Source organism: Enterococcus sp. DIV1421a (assembly GCF_051711025.1).
Taxonomy (GTDB): domain Bacteria; phylum Bacillota; class Bacilli; order Lactobacillales; family Enterococcaceae; genus Enterococcus_B; species Enterococcus_B hirae.
Genome location: NZ_JBIOLU010000001.1, coordinates 529,995 through 544,113 on the forward strand (window position 1 = coordinate 529,995; position 14,119 = coordinate 544,113).

Here is a 14,119-nt window from a genome sequence, read left to right on the forward strand (position 1 = left end):
GAGAGTTAAACAATGAGAATATGTTATACTGAATATAGAGTTGAGCGACAGAATTTGTAACAAAGGAGAGAATAAAATGATTCATGCAACCATCAAAGAAATCGGAGAAAATGCAGTAAGTGAACAAGAACCGATCTTGATTTTATTTGATCGAACAGCAACAACTACACTACGTAACTATTCAGTGATCCAAAAGATTACTTCTACCGAAAAATTTTCATTAAAAAAAGGGGATTCACTTTTTTTTGATCAACAAGAATATCAGATTGAACATGTGGGAAGATTGGCAAATGAAAATTTAAACACAGTAGGGCATGTTACGCTGATTTTTGATCATTATTCTGAGGAAAATAGTATTGTGAACGGTCTTTACTTAACACCACATCAGTTACCTGAGATTCATGTCGGTACACAAATCAAATACAAGTAGGTGAGATTATGGAAGGAAAAAACAAGCGATCAAAACCAGTCTCTTGGTTTTGGCGATGGTTTTTAAATAATCAAGTCGTTACTGCGTTATTAGTAGTACTTTTGATCTTATTGATCGTTTTTTTATTTACTAAGGTGTCCTATCTATTTGCCCCGATCTGGCAATTCTTGGCGATCGTTGGCTTACCCATTATTTTAGCGGCAATTTTGTATTATTTGATGAATCCAGTTGTTGACTATTTGGAAAAGCGCCAAGTTCCAAGGCTCTATAGCATCATCGGGTTATTTGTATTAGTCGTGGCACTGATTGCTTGGGGAACAGTGGTAATCATTCCTAAAATCCAAGAGCAAACCGTGAGTTTTATCAATCATTTTCCTCAATATGTGGATACGATCGATAATAAATTGACAGAAATACTAAGAGATCCTCTATTCAACCAATTTAGGGAACAATTGGAAGCTACTGGCGATAAGTTCATGAGTTCAGCAGGTGATATGCTCCAAGATATTTCAAAAAGTACGGTTCAAAGTTTAGGAAGTTTTGTGGGAGCAGTTGCTACGATTATTGTTGCTTTGCTAACTATGCCGTTTATCCTTTTCTATTTATTGAAAGATGGCAAGCAACTTGCCCCTTATTTTGTGAATTTCCTACCAACACGTATGCGAAAACCAACTTTGAAAGTATTAAGTGAAATGAACGATCAAGTTTCTTCTTATATCCGTGGACAATTGACGGTGGCTTTTGCAGTAGCGATCATGTTTATGATTGGATTTGCGATCATTGGACTTGATTATGCAGTCACCTTAGGGATCATTGCCGGCTTTTTAAATTTGATTCCCTATCTAGGCTCATTTTTAGCAATGATCCCGGCCGTATTCTTAGGAATCGTGGCGGGACCGATCATGTTGATCAAAGTATTGATCGTGTTTGCTTTAGAACAAACGATTGAAGGACGATTGATTTCTCCATTAGTCTTAGGAAATCAATTGGCGATCCATCCGGTCACGATCTTATTAGTTTTATTAACTTCTGGGAAGCTGTTTGGAATCGTCGGTGTGATTTTAGGTATTCCAGTATATGCTGCAGCAAAAGTGGTTATCTCACATGTTTTTGAATGGTATACAACTATCTCTAGTTTATATGAAGAAAAACAAAGTGACTAACCAATTGTGCACTAAAAACACATGACTAAAAAAACGAAGAAAGCGAAAATAGTTTAACTATTTTCGAGATTCTTCGTTTTTTTTTAATTTTTTTAAGAAATTTTTAGGTACTCGCTATGCAACAATCAAAGTTAGTAAGGGACTAACTTTATAGTAAACGTGCAAGTAGCTTTTATTAGAACGTTTGACCAAATGCTGCAGCTTTATCTAAAGCTGATTGCATCAATTCTTCTGCACGGTCAGGGGTATAGTCGATACCTTCAATAAATAATTGATCCACTTGATCGATACCGACAAAGTTTAAGATGCCTTTGACATATTGAGAAGCGAAGTCTTGACCGTTATAAATGCCTCCGTTGGATTGGATGTGCAAAGCTTTTTTACCAGAAACTAATCCTTCTGGTCCGTTTTCAGTGTAACGGAATGTCTTGCCAGCGACATTGACGGTGTCAAACCAAGCTTTTAATTTTGTTGGAATATTCAAGTTCCATAAAGCATTCGCAATAACGATCTTGTCTGCAGCAAGAAATTGGTCGGTCAATTCATTGAAACGAGCAATTTTTTGTTGTTGACTTTCAGACAAAGTAGAGAACTCAGCACCTGCCCGAAGTGTTTCCCATCCTGAAAGTAATTCTTCATCGATTTCTGGGATATCATCACGATAAAGCTCTAAAACAGTCACTTCATCTTCCGGATGATTTTCTTTGTAACTAGTTAAAAAAGTTGTTAATGCTTTAACTGAACGTGATTCCTGTGCAGTTAATGGGTGCCCTTTTACTACTAAAACTGATGCCATAATATTCTCTCCTTTAAGCTGACTTGTTATCTGACTAACATAGCTAGTTTACTTGAAAGCGAAAAGGCTATCAAGTTTTTTTAAGGTTCGATTTTTAATTATGAATTTTTTTAGTCTTTTCATGAAAAAAATATGGAAAAGCATTGCAAAACATCTTCTTGGTGTTATAATGACATAGTGTCATGTGACAGTGTGTCATTTTAGGAAGGAGGAAAAAGATGCCTACGAAAACTTTTTTTCATCTACCAGAGGAAAAGCAGAAACGTTTATTAGAAGCAGCTAGGATTGAATTTTCCAGAGTACCATTAAAAGATGCTTCCATCGCAAATATCGTGAAGATCGCAGAAATCCCTAGAGGTAGTTTTTATCAGTATTTTGAAGACAAAGAGGATCTTTACTATTATTATTTTGAAACTGTTCGACGTGATAGTTCAAAAGATATGTTCCAACTGATAAAAGATGTCGATGGGGATTTATTCGAAGGATTCGAGCTTTATTTTACTAAAATCATTCGGGAGATTTTAGTCGGGGAAAATGCTTCTTTTTATCGTAATCTTTTCATGAACTTGGACTATCGTGCTTCTCGTAAAGTCGTGCCACATACAAAAGATGATCAGCGTCATTCACATGCAAAACATCAAAAAGAGGCAAAAGAATTAATTGGATTGATTGATCGAACGACACTGAAAGTAAACGATGATCATGAACTGGAACTACTGATCCAATTGATCATGAATATCGTCTTTACTACGATTGCTCATGCCTATAAATCATTTTCAAAAAACGAAAATTACTCCGTGGATCATGCCATTAAAGAATTTAAATTAAAACTATCATGGTTGAAAGACGGCGTATATCGATAGAAAGAGGGGAATTACATGCTAAAAATCGTCAAACGGATTTCACTGACTTCAGCTATTGCAGCCACGTTGTTCATGGTTATCCAAGTTTTATCAGATCTTTATTTGCCGACGCTCACATCAAATATCATTGATAAAGGTGTAGCACGAGGTGATGTTGATTATATTTGGCAAACAGGTTTTGTTATGATCGGTTTTTCTTTGATTAGTATCATCGCAGCAATCGCAAATACCTTTTTTGCTACACGTGAGTCACAAAAATTAGGAAAGCAATTACGTACCGATGTTTATAAAAAATCTGAAAGTTTAACAAAAGATGCATTTGACAAATATGGTACAGCATCCTTGATTACCCGTACAACTAATGACGTGACACAAATCCAGATGGTTACGCAAATGTTTTTAAGAATGATGATCAATGCACCGATCACGTTGGTTGGCGCAAGCTTTCTTGCTTATCAAAAAGATCATCAACTAACCAAAATTTTCTTAGTAGTTATTCCAATCATGCTAGTGGTGATCGGCGGAATCATGTTTTTTGCGGTACCACTATTCAAGAGCATGCAAAAGAAGACAGACCGTTTGAACCTAGTGTTTCGTGAAGGATTAACAGGGGTAAGGGTAATCCGAGCGTTTGATAAGACACGTTTTGAAGAAAATCGTTTTGATTTAGCGAACAAAGATTATACAAATACAGCAATTAAAGTCAACACGATTGTCGCATTGATGATGCCGATGATGACTTTGATTATGAGTGGAACAAACGTAGCAATTACTTGGTTTGGTGGACACTACATAGCAGATATGACGTTAGAAGTCGGAAACCTAATTGCATTTATGACGTATGCTATGCAAATTTTAATTAGCTTTATGATGCTTTCAGCTATTTTTATCATGGTCCCTCGAGCGCAAGCTTCTGCTGATCGGATCAATGAAGTATTAGATGAAAAAGTAGGTATCTCAGATCCTGAGAACCCAACTGAGGTGACTCCTGCAGGTAAAGCTGCCACAATCTCATTTGAACATGTCAACTACCGGTACCATGGAGCTGAGAAGCTGGCATTAGAAGATATTGATTTTTCAGCAAAATCAGGCGAAACTGTTGCGATTATTGGTGGAACTGGTTCGGGTAAATCTACTTTAGTCAACCTTATCCCACGACTATACGATGTCGAATCAGGAACAATCAAGATTGATGGTGTAAGTATTACCGATATGACTCAGTATAATTTGCGTGAATTGATGGGCTTTGTTCCACAAAAAGCCATGTTGTTCTCTGGCACGATCAGAGAAAACATGCAGTACGGTAAAGCAGATGCTACTGATGAAATGATTTGGAAAGCGTTAGAAATCGCCCAAGCCAAAGACTTCGTTTCAGAAATGGAAGAGGGCTTAGACAGCCATGTTGAACAAGGCGGAGGGAATTTTTCTGGTGGGCAAAGACAACGTTTGGCGATTGCTCGAGCATTAGTCAAACCAGCTGACATTTATGTATTTGATGATTCTTTCTCGGCTTTGGACTTTAAAACAGATGCAAAATTACGTCAAGCTTTAAAACAAAATATGAAAGAAAGTATTACGGTTTTAGTTGCACAACGAGTAAGTACAGTAATGGATGCGGATATGATCTTAGTCCTTGATGAAGGAAAACTAGTTGGCAAAGGCACACACGATGAACTTCTTAAAACGAATGAAACCTATCAGGAAATCGTTCATTCACAATTAAGAGAGGAGGATCTAGCATGAGTAAAGGAACGACCAAACCTTCTCAACGACCAATGCCTGGCGGCGGTCACGGACCCGGTCGAAACATTGGGGCAAAAGGAGAAAAACCAAAGAATTTTTGGGGCACAGTGAAACGTTTATTTGGCTATATGTCAAAACGCTCGGTTGCGATCATTGCTGTATTTGTATTAGCGATTGCAGCAGTCATTTTCCAGATCCAAACACCAAAAGTATTAGGGAGAGCAACTACTGAGATTTTTAATGGGGTGATGGCTGGTGCAAAACAAATGCAAGCGGGGCAACAAATTTCTAAATTCCCAATTGATTTTGATAAAATTGCTCAAATCATCGCCACGGTTATTGTGATGTATTTGATTTCTGCAGTATTCAATTTCTTGCAACAATTTATTATGACACGAGTATCACAACGAACAGTTTATGAGTTACGTCATGATCTAGAAGCAAAAATGAATCGAGTACCGATTTCTTATTATGATACACATACAAATGGAGACATCATGTCTCGTGCAATCAATGATATGGATAATATTGCCAGTACCCTTCAACAAAACTTAACACAGTTTGTAACAAGTGCAGTTACTTTGATCGGTGTCATCGTTATGATGCTTTCTATTAGTTGGCAATTGACGTTAGTGGCTTTACTGATGATTCCATTGAGTTTGATCGTCGTGATGATCATTGCACCAAAATCCCAAGTCTTTTTTGCAGATCAACAAAAAAGTTTAGGTCTCTTAAACAACCAAGTAGAAGAAACCTATGGTGGTCATACGATCGTCAAAACTTTCAATCATACAGCCAAAGACCAAGAAGTTTTTGAAGAAGAAAACGACAAGTTATATGCTGCTGGGTGGAAAGCGCAGTTTATCTCTGCCATCATTATGCCTTTGATGAACTTCGTTAAAAATCTTGGCTATGTATTTGTTGCTGTATTAGGTGGGGTCAAAGTTGCAAATGGGAATATGACACTTGGGGACGTTCAAGCGTTCTTACAATATACGACACAATTCTCACAGCCGATTACTCAACTTGCAAGTTTAATGAATACGATCCAGTCAACTGTTGCATCTGCGGAACGGGTTTTTGAAGTGCTAGATGAAGAGGAAATGTCTGATAAAAAATCTGGGTTACCTGTTGAAGAGAATACACCATATAAAGTTCGTTTTGAAAATGTTCAATTCGGTTATACCAAAGATCAACTATTGATGACAGATTTTAATCTGGATGTGAAACCTGGAGAAATGGTGGCAATTGTTGGTCCAACTGGTGCTGGTAAAACGACCTTGATCAACTTGTTAGAACGTTTCTATGATGTTTCTGGCGGAAGTATCCGTTATGACGGGGTAGATACGAGAGATTTATCTCGAGATAACTTACGTGCTCAATTTTCAATGGTTCTGCAAGATACATGGCTATTTACAGGTAGCATCTACGACAATATCAAATACGGAAACGATGATGCAACTGACGAACAAGTGATTGAAGCAGCCAAAGCTGCCCATGTTGATGACTTTGTTCGCAAACTGCCTGAAGGTTATCAAACGGTATTAAATGAAGATGCCAGCAACATCTCCCAAGGGCAACGACAGTTAATCACGATTGCTCGGGCATTTTTAGCTAATCCGGATGTATTGATACTTGATGAAGCAACTTCTAGTGTGGATACTCGGACAGAGATTTTGATCCAAAAAGCGATGAATCGTTTATTAGAAAATCGAACAAGCTTTGTAGTAGCTCACCGTCTGTCAACCATTCGAGATGCCGATAACATTATTGTCATGAACCATGGTTCAATTGTTGAAACAGGAAATCATGATCAATTGATGGAAAAAGATGGATTTTATGCTGATTTATATAACAGCCAGTTTTCCGAAGAAGCTGTTTCTTAACAATTCATTAATAGTAAAACGCATGGAAAGAGCATCTGAAGCGTTCCATGCGTTTTATTTATTATAATGAATGTTATTTAAAAATAATTGCAGTATTGCGTGGAAAATGCGAAAATTCTCACATTTTTTTTAATAAAAACCCATTTATTGCTTGAAAGAAATGTGAAGCATCGTTAAAATAAAGCTGGACGTAGAGGGGAGCAAGAAAAATGAAAGAATTTAAATTGGGGTCTACTACTTACCTAAAAAGTGTAGCAATCCGGGTTAAAGATAGAGATAAAATGATTGATTTTTACAAAAATACGATCGGTTTTGATTTGAAACGGGAAGAAAATGAATTAGCTATTTTAGGGACACAAGAGCAAAATAGTGAGATGCTATTGCTAGAAGAAAGTCCTAGAGCGCATGATTACATTGGGGAAATCAAAAAACTGAAACGTTTTTCATTGATTATTCCAACGGTAGCAGAAATGGCTGATATCCTTTCCCGTATCCGTAAAACAAACTATCCAATTGAAGATGCGTTAGAAGATCGAGGGCGCATGGGGATCTTACTTAAGGATCCAGAAGGTAACGAATTAGAAATTTATCACGAAGAGGACAATGTTCAAGAACGAAATCAACCAGAAGCAATGGATCAAGAGTCATTATTACGTAAGTCAGAAGAGCGTTACAAAAAATTATCCGCTAATTCTTACTTTGAAAAAATCCATTTAAACGTTTTTGATAGCGAAGAAGAACGCCGTTTTTTAAGTGATTTACTGGGACTAAAAGTTCGGGAAGAAAAGAACGGATTACATGTTTTAAATGAAGGGAACTTCCATGTAGGAATCTCAGAAGCAAATAGTGAGGCATTAGCATTGCCGACTCATGAAGTATTAGGTTTAGATTTCTTGAAATTCGTGATTGATCAAGAAAGCATGGAACAGTTGATTCAGCATTTAAATGAAACTGCAGTTGACTTCTTTATTGATCAAAGACATACTGTGTTAACAATTTATGATGCGATTGGTATCGAATGGTGGTTTGTGATCGATACAAAAAAAGCCAAAAAATAAAGCGAAGACAAATAATTGAATAGGTAGAAATAGCTCCTAACGATTTGATGTTTAGGGGCTTTTGCTTTTGTTCATTGTTGGAAAAGCGCATCACAAGCAGCAACGGAAATCGAAAGCTGATTTTTTGTTCAATATATAAAGAGATACCAGAAACAACTCTTCAACTAAAGAAGTTTCTCTAAGATACAAGAGGATAGAAGAAAAGTTGATTTAAAAAATTTTCTTATTGTCATTGGAGCTGAACGCTTCTATCACGACCTAATCCACGGTGTTCAAAGAGCTGCCCTTCGGTAATAAGTCAAAAAATCTCAAAACATGGAAAGCTGTTTCGAGATTTTCCTCCTTATTACTCAGGGCAAAACGCTCTTTTCACAACCTTTATCCACGGCGTTCAAACATCAGCTCCTTGAAATAAGCCTGAATTTTTCAAAACATGAGGAGCTGTTTCAAAAAATTCTTTCTTATTGTCATCGGAGCTACCCGATGTTTTCACGACCTTTATCTACTTGCATCCTCTTGGAGAAAGCTATATGATTTGACTTAGCATGATGAACAAAAATTGATTTCTTCGACAGAGAAGGAGAATAAAATGTACCCAGAAACGAAACAGTTGATTTTAAATAAACTTGAAGAAGGTTATTATCCTGGGGTTGTTGGTGCGTTTATTAAGCATAAGCATGTTGAAACTTTTTCAGCAGGTCATGCACAGATCGTACCTGAAACCCAACCAATGACAGCAGATCTATTATTTGATGTGGCTTCTTTAACAAAAGTGATCGCTACCACCAGTCTAGTGTTACGCTTGTGGGAAGATGGTAAAATCGACTTAGACAAACCGTTACACCATTATTTACCGGCTTTTGAAAATGAAACAATCACGATACGACATTTACTGACTCATACATCAAATATTGAAACTTGGATTCCTAATCGAGATCAACTCTCTCAAGAACAGCTGATCGAAGCCTATTTAAAGCTTCAACCTGGTGATCAGTTAGGGAAATTAGTGAAATATACAGATGCAGGCACGATTTTATTAGGATTGATGCTTGAAGAGATTTTCCAAGAGCCAGCCACAGAATTATTTGAAGAACAAGTATTAGCGCCTTTAGGGATGATGCACAGTACTTTTTTACCGTATCCTTCCAAAAGAATTGTTCCCACACAACAACTCGCTTCAGGTGAGGTTTTGCGGGGAGTTACACATGATCCTAAAGCGAGAGTACTCGCTGAGCATGCAGGAAATGCTGGGTTGTTTCTTGATTTAGAGGACAGTATTACCTTTGTAAAAATGTATTTGAATTTAGGGAAAGCTGAAAATGGGCGTTTTTTAGAAGAACAAACGATTCGCTCACTTTTACAAGATCATACGCCAACGAAAAAAGGCAATCGTTCCTTAGGATGGGATTTAAAAAAAGGATTAGAACAACAGCAACCAATTCTTTTTCATACTGGTTATACGGGCACGTTCTTACTAATTGACATTATTGAACAAGAAGCATTTATTTTCTTATCAAACCGTATCCATCCAACGGATCATCGTGAAGCTTATATTCGTTGTCGTGATGAAATTGTTGAAAAATTTTTGAAAGAGAAAGCGTTATTAAAAAAATGATGCTATAATAACTATGAACATTGAGAGGAGTTTGAACTATGCAAGAACCTATGTTTTTAAAACCAGTTTTTCAAGAAAAAATTTGGGGAGGCAGCCGTTTAAGATCAGTATTTGGATTTGATATACCTAATGATAAAATCGGTGAAGATTGGGCGATCAGCGCACATCCACATGGTGTAAGTGTCGTTGAAAACGGTGAATACCAAGGACAAAAATTAGACGAGTTATGGCAAAACCACAAGGAATTGTTTGGCAACCCAACTGAGCCTGTCTTTCCATTATTAATTAAAATCTTAGATGCAGAAGATGAATTATCAGTACAAGTCCATCCAGATGATGCTTATGGAATGAAGCACGAAGGTGAGTTAGGAAAAACAGAATGTTGGTATATCATTGATGCTGAACCTGGAGCAGAAATCATTTATGGTCATCATGCAAAAACAAGAGAAGAACTTGCTGAGATGATCCAAGAGGGTCGTTGGGATGACTTATTGAAAAAAGTCCCAGTTAAAAAAGGCGACTTTTTCTATGTCCCTAGTGGAACGATCCATGCAATTGGTAAAGGGATCATGATTTTAGAAACGCAACAAAGCTCGGACACGACTTATCGTGTATATGATTATGACCGTAAAGATGCCAATGGCAATACGCGTGAATTGCATATCCAACAATCAATTGATGTGACAACTGTTCCAGCTATTACGCCACAGATTCAAATGAAAGAAGTACGTAAAGGGAATTCTTCGATCGTTACGTATTTAGAGACCGAGTTTTTTAATGTTTATGAATGGGATATCAAAGGAATTACATCATTTAAAAAACAAGCACCTTATACATTAGCGACAGTAATCGATGGAGCAGGAGAGTTAGTTGTTAATGAAAAAATTTACCCATTAACTAAAGGGGCAAGTTTTATTTTACCAAATGATGTGACAGAATGGACGGTTCAAGGAGAGTTATCAATCATTGCCTCTGAACCAGGTAAAGCATCGAAATAAAGAATCAGTGATTTATTAGTTAACTTTGCAGATGGTCATTTTTTCTGATTGGTGTTGTGAAATAAAAAAACTGAGCCTTGTGTTGTGAATGTCTTAAGTTAGACCAAGATCTAACTGAAGCAAGTCAGCACAAGTGTTCAGTTTTTTTGTTTTGGAATGCTGGTAAAAATGAAGCTGCTGATTGCTAATAAAAAATTAGAAAAAATAGGTTCTTGAAATAGCTTTCAATCTGTGGTATATTTTCGGTGTAGAGTTAAAACGTTTTAATTATTGATGAATGGCGTTTGATTCAATTAATACGTAATATGGAGTGATGAAGGAATGAACACTGTAACAGTTATCGGTAGCATTAATTTAGATCGGACCATCCGAGTCAAACACATGCCTAAACCAGGAGAAACGATCCACACGAAAGAAACATTTTCAGCTGGCGGAGGAAAAGGAGCAAACCAAGCAGTTGCTGCAAGACGTTCAGAAGCTACTACTCATTTTATTGGAGCGATTGGTACCGATGAAGCTGGCAAAACAATGGCTGAGCTTTTAGAACAAGAAGAAATCAATTTACAAGGTGTAGCAACTCTTGAAAACCAAGCGACTGGTCAAGCATACATCATCGTTGATGATGCTGGGGAAAATAGTATTATGATCCATGCCGGAGCGAACAATGCGTTTACACCAGAACAAGTTAGACAAAACAAAGCGATCATCGAAAAAAGTGATTTTATCATCGCACAGTTTGAAAGCGCTATAGAAAGTACGATTGAAGCTTTTAACCTAGCAAAAGAGGTTGGAGTAAAAACAATTTTGAATCCTGCCCCAGCATTAGAAAATGTGCCTGAAGAGTTATTGAAAGTAACAGATATGATTATTCCTAATGAAACAGAAACAGAAATTTTAACAGGGATTTCGATTACGGACGAAGAAAGCTTAAAACAGGCTGCAGCTCACTTACATCAATTAGGAATCGAAGTTGTAATTATCACGATCGGAAGTAAAGGCGCATTTTACTCGATTAAAAACAGCAAAAATGGGATCGTGCCAGCGTTCAAAGTGAATGCAGTCGATACGACAGCTGCAGGTGATACATTCATTGGTGCGATGAGTAGCATGTTAGCAACTGATTTTAGTAATTTAGAGGAAGCAATTACTTATGGAAATAAAGCTTCTTCTTTGACTGTTCAACGTTTTGGCGCACAACCTTCTATTCCATATAAACAAGAATTGAATTAAGAAAGGACGTTTTTATTATGAAAAAATCAAAAGTAATCAATTCAGATATCTCTCGTGTAATCGCACAAATGGGACATTTTGACACATTAAGTATCGGTGATGCAGGTATGCCCGTGCCGATGACAACTGAAAAAATCGATTTGGCTGTAGATAATGGTATTCCAAGCTTTATGGAAGTCTTGAACAATGTGCTTGAAGAGTTAGAAGTTCAACGTATTTATTTAGCTGAAGAAATCAAGTCAGAAAACCCTAAAGTATTATCGGAAATTCAACAACGGCTACCTGAAACACCTATTACTTTTATCCCTCATAGTAAAATGAAAGCTGATTTGAATCAGTGTCATGCGTTTATTCGCACAGGGGAAATGACACCTTATGCTAATATTATTTTAGAAAGCGGCGTCGTTTTTTAAAAAAGAAGGAGGAATAGTCTACCATGAATACTACCGCGCTTTTAATTGGCTTAGGCCCACTACTTGGTTGGGGGTTATATCCTACGATCGCATCTAAGATCGGGGGACGTCCGGTCAATCAAATTTTAGGTTCAACATTAGGAACATTGATTTTTGCAATTGTTTTTGCTTTATATAAAGGAATGGAGTTACCAACAGGATCTGACCTGACTTTTTCAATCTTATCTGGTGTTGGTTGGGCAATCGCCCAAATCATTACATTCCAATCCTTTACCTTGATTGGTTCTTCTCGTGCAATGCCTATTACTACTGCTTTTCAATTATTAGGGGCTTCATTGTGGGGCGTGTTTGCTTTAGGAAATTGGCCAGGCGCTACTGCGAAAGTCTTGGGTGCCTTTGCTTTAGTTTTGATTATTTTAGGTGCTTGGATGACTGTTTGGACTGAAAAGAAAAATACAGAAGGCAGTAACTTATTGAAAAAAGCGGTTCTTTTATTAGCAGTAGGCGAAATCGGCTACTGGGCTTATTCCGCAGCTCCTCAAGCAACTTCAATTGATGGAATGCATGCCTTTTTACCTCAAGCAATTGGTATGGTAATCGTTGCTGTTGTTTATTCAGCTGTTTTAAGTTTTAAAGAAAAATCAGCGTTTGTCGAAGTTGTCTCTTATAAACATATTTTTTCAGGATTTTTCTTTGCCTTCGCTGCTTTAACTTATTTAATTTCAGCTCAACCAGATATGAATGGGTTAGCAACAGGGTTTATTCTTTCTCAAACATCCGTAGTATTAGCGACACTGACTGGTATTTGGTTCCTAGGACAAAAGAAAACCAAGAAAGAAATGACTGTTACAGTTATTGGACTAGTCTTGATTTTAGCTGCTGCTACGATCACTGTAATGATCTAACTCTTCCCCAAAACAAAATAAGCTGAACTGAAAGACATTGATTGACTTAAGTTGATCAATGTCTTTTATTTTTTTTGGAAGAATCGCAAATAAATCGTAATTATAGAGTGAGGAGGGATTTACGTGTTACGAATCTGTTCAAAAAAAGCAATTCGAAGTAAAGCACTAACGATTCGATTATTTGATGGTTCTACGTGGGCTAATTTAGGGAATGGACAGTTTATCAATCAAGAGACAAAAAAAGAATTACCTGACTACAAGATTTATCCACAAATAAAAACAGCCGTTTCTTCTGGCGGTCTTATCTTTGCTAAACGAAGGAACACAAAACAAAACTTACAGTACGTGGAACGACCAATGAAAGTAAAAGCTTGGCAAGTTTAGTCGTTGCAAAAAAACATATTTGTTCGTTGAAAACGTTATATGTGAGCATCATTACTGGTTAGCAATCTAACTGATAACGATGATTTGCTGTCAATCTTTATCGATGCTCAACTAAATGACAGTCCTGTTAGTGTTGGCATGCTAACAGCAAAAGTATGACTAGGATCTCTTACGGAGGACGGAACCGATAACTGTGATTAACGGTTTGAAGAAAAATTTCTTACGTAATGTTTTTTCCGAGGACCGTGAGGATATGGGTTGGCTTTTTCCTAAAAAAGTCAGGTTTCCATTTATCCTAAAAATGGTGTGGCCTTAAAATTTTTAAGGAGTGACAACTTGATGACAGAACTCCAACGATTATTAACTTTTATGCGTAGTAGTAAAAGAAAACAGATTACTTTGCGTGAATATGAACAGCTTGTTCATCAAGATGGATGGACAAATGGAGACAAAGCAAAATTGATCAATCAGATACAAAAAAGTGGCGTTTTAAGGTATGACCGCACTAAAAATGAATATGTGATTCGCTTGATTCAGTAGCGAATATTTTGATTTTTAGTGTCAGTAGTAATTCTATGTTTATGAGAGAACTTTTGTAGATAAGCAGGTTTATTATCAAAAAACAGGAGAATTTC

14 protein-coding genes are annotated in these 14,119 nt (G+C 36.9%); 13 read left to right on the forward strand and 1 reads right to left on the reverse strand.

Features of this window, described 5'->3' with window-relative positions; translation table 11 throughout:
- The first annotated feature begins 76 nt into the window (after positions 1 to 76).
- A complete protein-coding gene (locus IGK21_RS02545) occupies positions 77 to 430 on the forward strand; it encodes a PTS glucitol/sorbitol transporter subunit IIA (RefSeq protein ID WP_034699568.1) in 354 nt (117 codons plus the stop codon).
- Positions 431 to 438: 8 nt separating this feature from the next.
- Positions 439 to 1,593 carry an AI-2E family transporter gene (locus IGK21_RS02550; RefSeq protein WP_010720031.1) on the forward strand — a complete coding sequence of 385 codons (1,155 nt, stop codon included), beginning with the start codon at positions 439 to 441 and terminating at the stop codon, positions 1,591 to 1,593.
- A gap of 175 nt (positions 1,594 to 1,768) precedes the next feature.
- Here the strand turns inward: IGK21_RS02550 and IGK21_RS02555 are convergent, their stop codons facing one another.
- Positions 1,769 to 2,389, reverse strand: a complete 621-nt coding sequence (locus IGK21_RS02555) for an NAD(P)H-dependent oxidoreductase (RefSeq protein ID WP_063626569.1) — start codon at positions 2,387 to 2,389, stop codon at positions 1,769 to 1,771.
- A gap of 218 nt (positions 2,390 to 2,607) precedes the next feature.
- Between IGK21_RS02555 and IGK21_RS02560 the strand changes: the two genes are divergently transcribed.
- From IGK21_RS02560 to IGK21_RS02610, 11 genes are all read left to right on the forward strand, one after another.
- Positions 2,608 to 3,252: a TetR/AcrR family transcriptional regulator gene (locus IGK21_RS02560; RefSeq protein WP_181918537.1), complete on the forward strand. Its 645-nt coding sequence runs from the start codon at positions 2,608 to 2,610 to the stop codon at positions 3,250 to 3,252.
- A 15-nt stretch (positions 3,253 to 3,267) separates the two neighbouring features.
- A complete protein-coding gene (locus tag IGK21_RS02565; protein WP_034699574.1) occupies positions 3,268 to 4,995 on the forward strand; it encodes an ABC transporter ATP-binding protein in 1,728 nt (575 codons plus the stop codon).
- Positions 4,992 to 6,881, forward strand: coding sequence for an ABC transporter ATP-binding protein (locus IGK21_RS02570; protein ID WP_010738420.1), 1,890 nt, complete (start codon positions 4,992 to 4,994; stop codon positions 6,879 to 6,881). Before IGK21_RS02565 ends, IGK21_RS02570 begins: the two co-directional genes overlap by 4 nt.
- Before the next feature lie 209 nt (positions 6,882 to 7,090).
- The gene (locus tag IGK21_RS02575; RefSeq protein ID WP_181914807.1) at positions 7,091 to 7,939 is read left to right on the forward strand and encodes a VOC family protein; all 849 of its coding nucleotides are present in this window, start codon (positions 7,091 to 7,093) and stop codon (positions 7,937 to 7,939) included.
- 589 nt (positions 7,940 to 8,528) lie between these two features.
- Complete coding sequence (locus tag IGK21_RS02580) at positions 8,529 to 9,554, forward strand: serine hydrolase domain-containing protein (protein WP_010720025.1); 1,026 nt, start codon at positions 8,529 to 8,531, stop codon at positions 9,552 to 9,554.
- 38 nt (positions 9,555 to 9,592) lie between these two features.
- Positions 9,593 to 10,552, forward strand: coding sequence for a mannose-6-phosphate isomerase, class I (gene manA / locus IGK21_RS02585; RefSeq protein ID WP_010720024.1), 960 nt, complete (start codon positions 9,593 to 9,595; stop codon positions 10,550 to 10,552).
- 321 nt (positions 10,553 to 10,873) lie between these two features.
- Complete coding sequence (gene rbsK / locus IGK21_RS02590; protein WP_010720023.1) at positions 10,874 to 11,782, forward strand: ribokinase; 909 nt, start codon at positions 10,874 to 10,876, stop codon at positions 11,780 to 11,782.
- Positions 11,783 to 11,799: 17 nt separating this feature from the next.
- Positions 11,800 to 12,195 carry a D-ribose pyranase gene (gene rbsD / locus IGK21_RS02595; protein ID WP_010720022.1) on the forward strand — a complete coding sequence of 132 codons (396 nt, stop codon included), beginning with the start codon at positions 11,800 to 11,802 and terminating at the stop codon, positions 12,193 to 12,195.
- Between the two features lie 23 nt (positions 12,196 to 12,218).
- Positions 12,219 to 13,100, forward strand: a complete 882-nt coding sequence (gene rbsU, locus IGK21_RS02600) for a ribose/proton symporter RbsU (protein WP_010720021.1) — start codon at positions 12,219 to 12,221, stop codon at positions 13,098 to 13,100.
- Positions 13,101 to 13,223: 123 nt separating this feature from the next.
- Positions 13,224 to 13,484 (forward strand): hypothetical protein, encoded by a 261-nt coding sequence (locus tag IGK21_RS02605; protein WP_010738415.1) that lies wholly within the window; start codon positions 13,224 to 13,226, stop codon positions 13,482 to 13,484.
- Between the two features lie 339 nt (positions 13,485 to 13,823).
- Positions 13,824 to 14,024, forward strand: a complete 201-nt coding sequence (locus IGK21_RS02610; RefSeq protein ID WP_010720019.1) for a hypothetical protein — start codon at positions 13,824 to 13,826, stop codon at positions 14,022 to 14,024.
- Positions 14,025 to 14,119 lie beyond the last annotated feature (95 nt).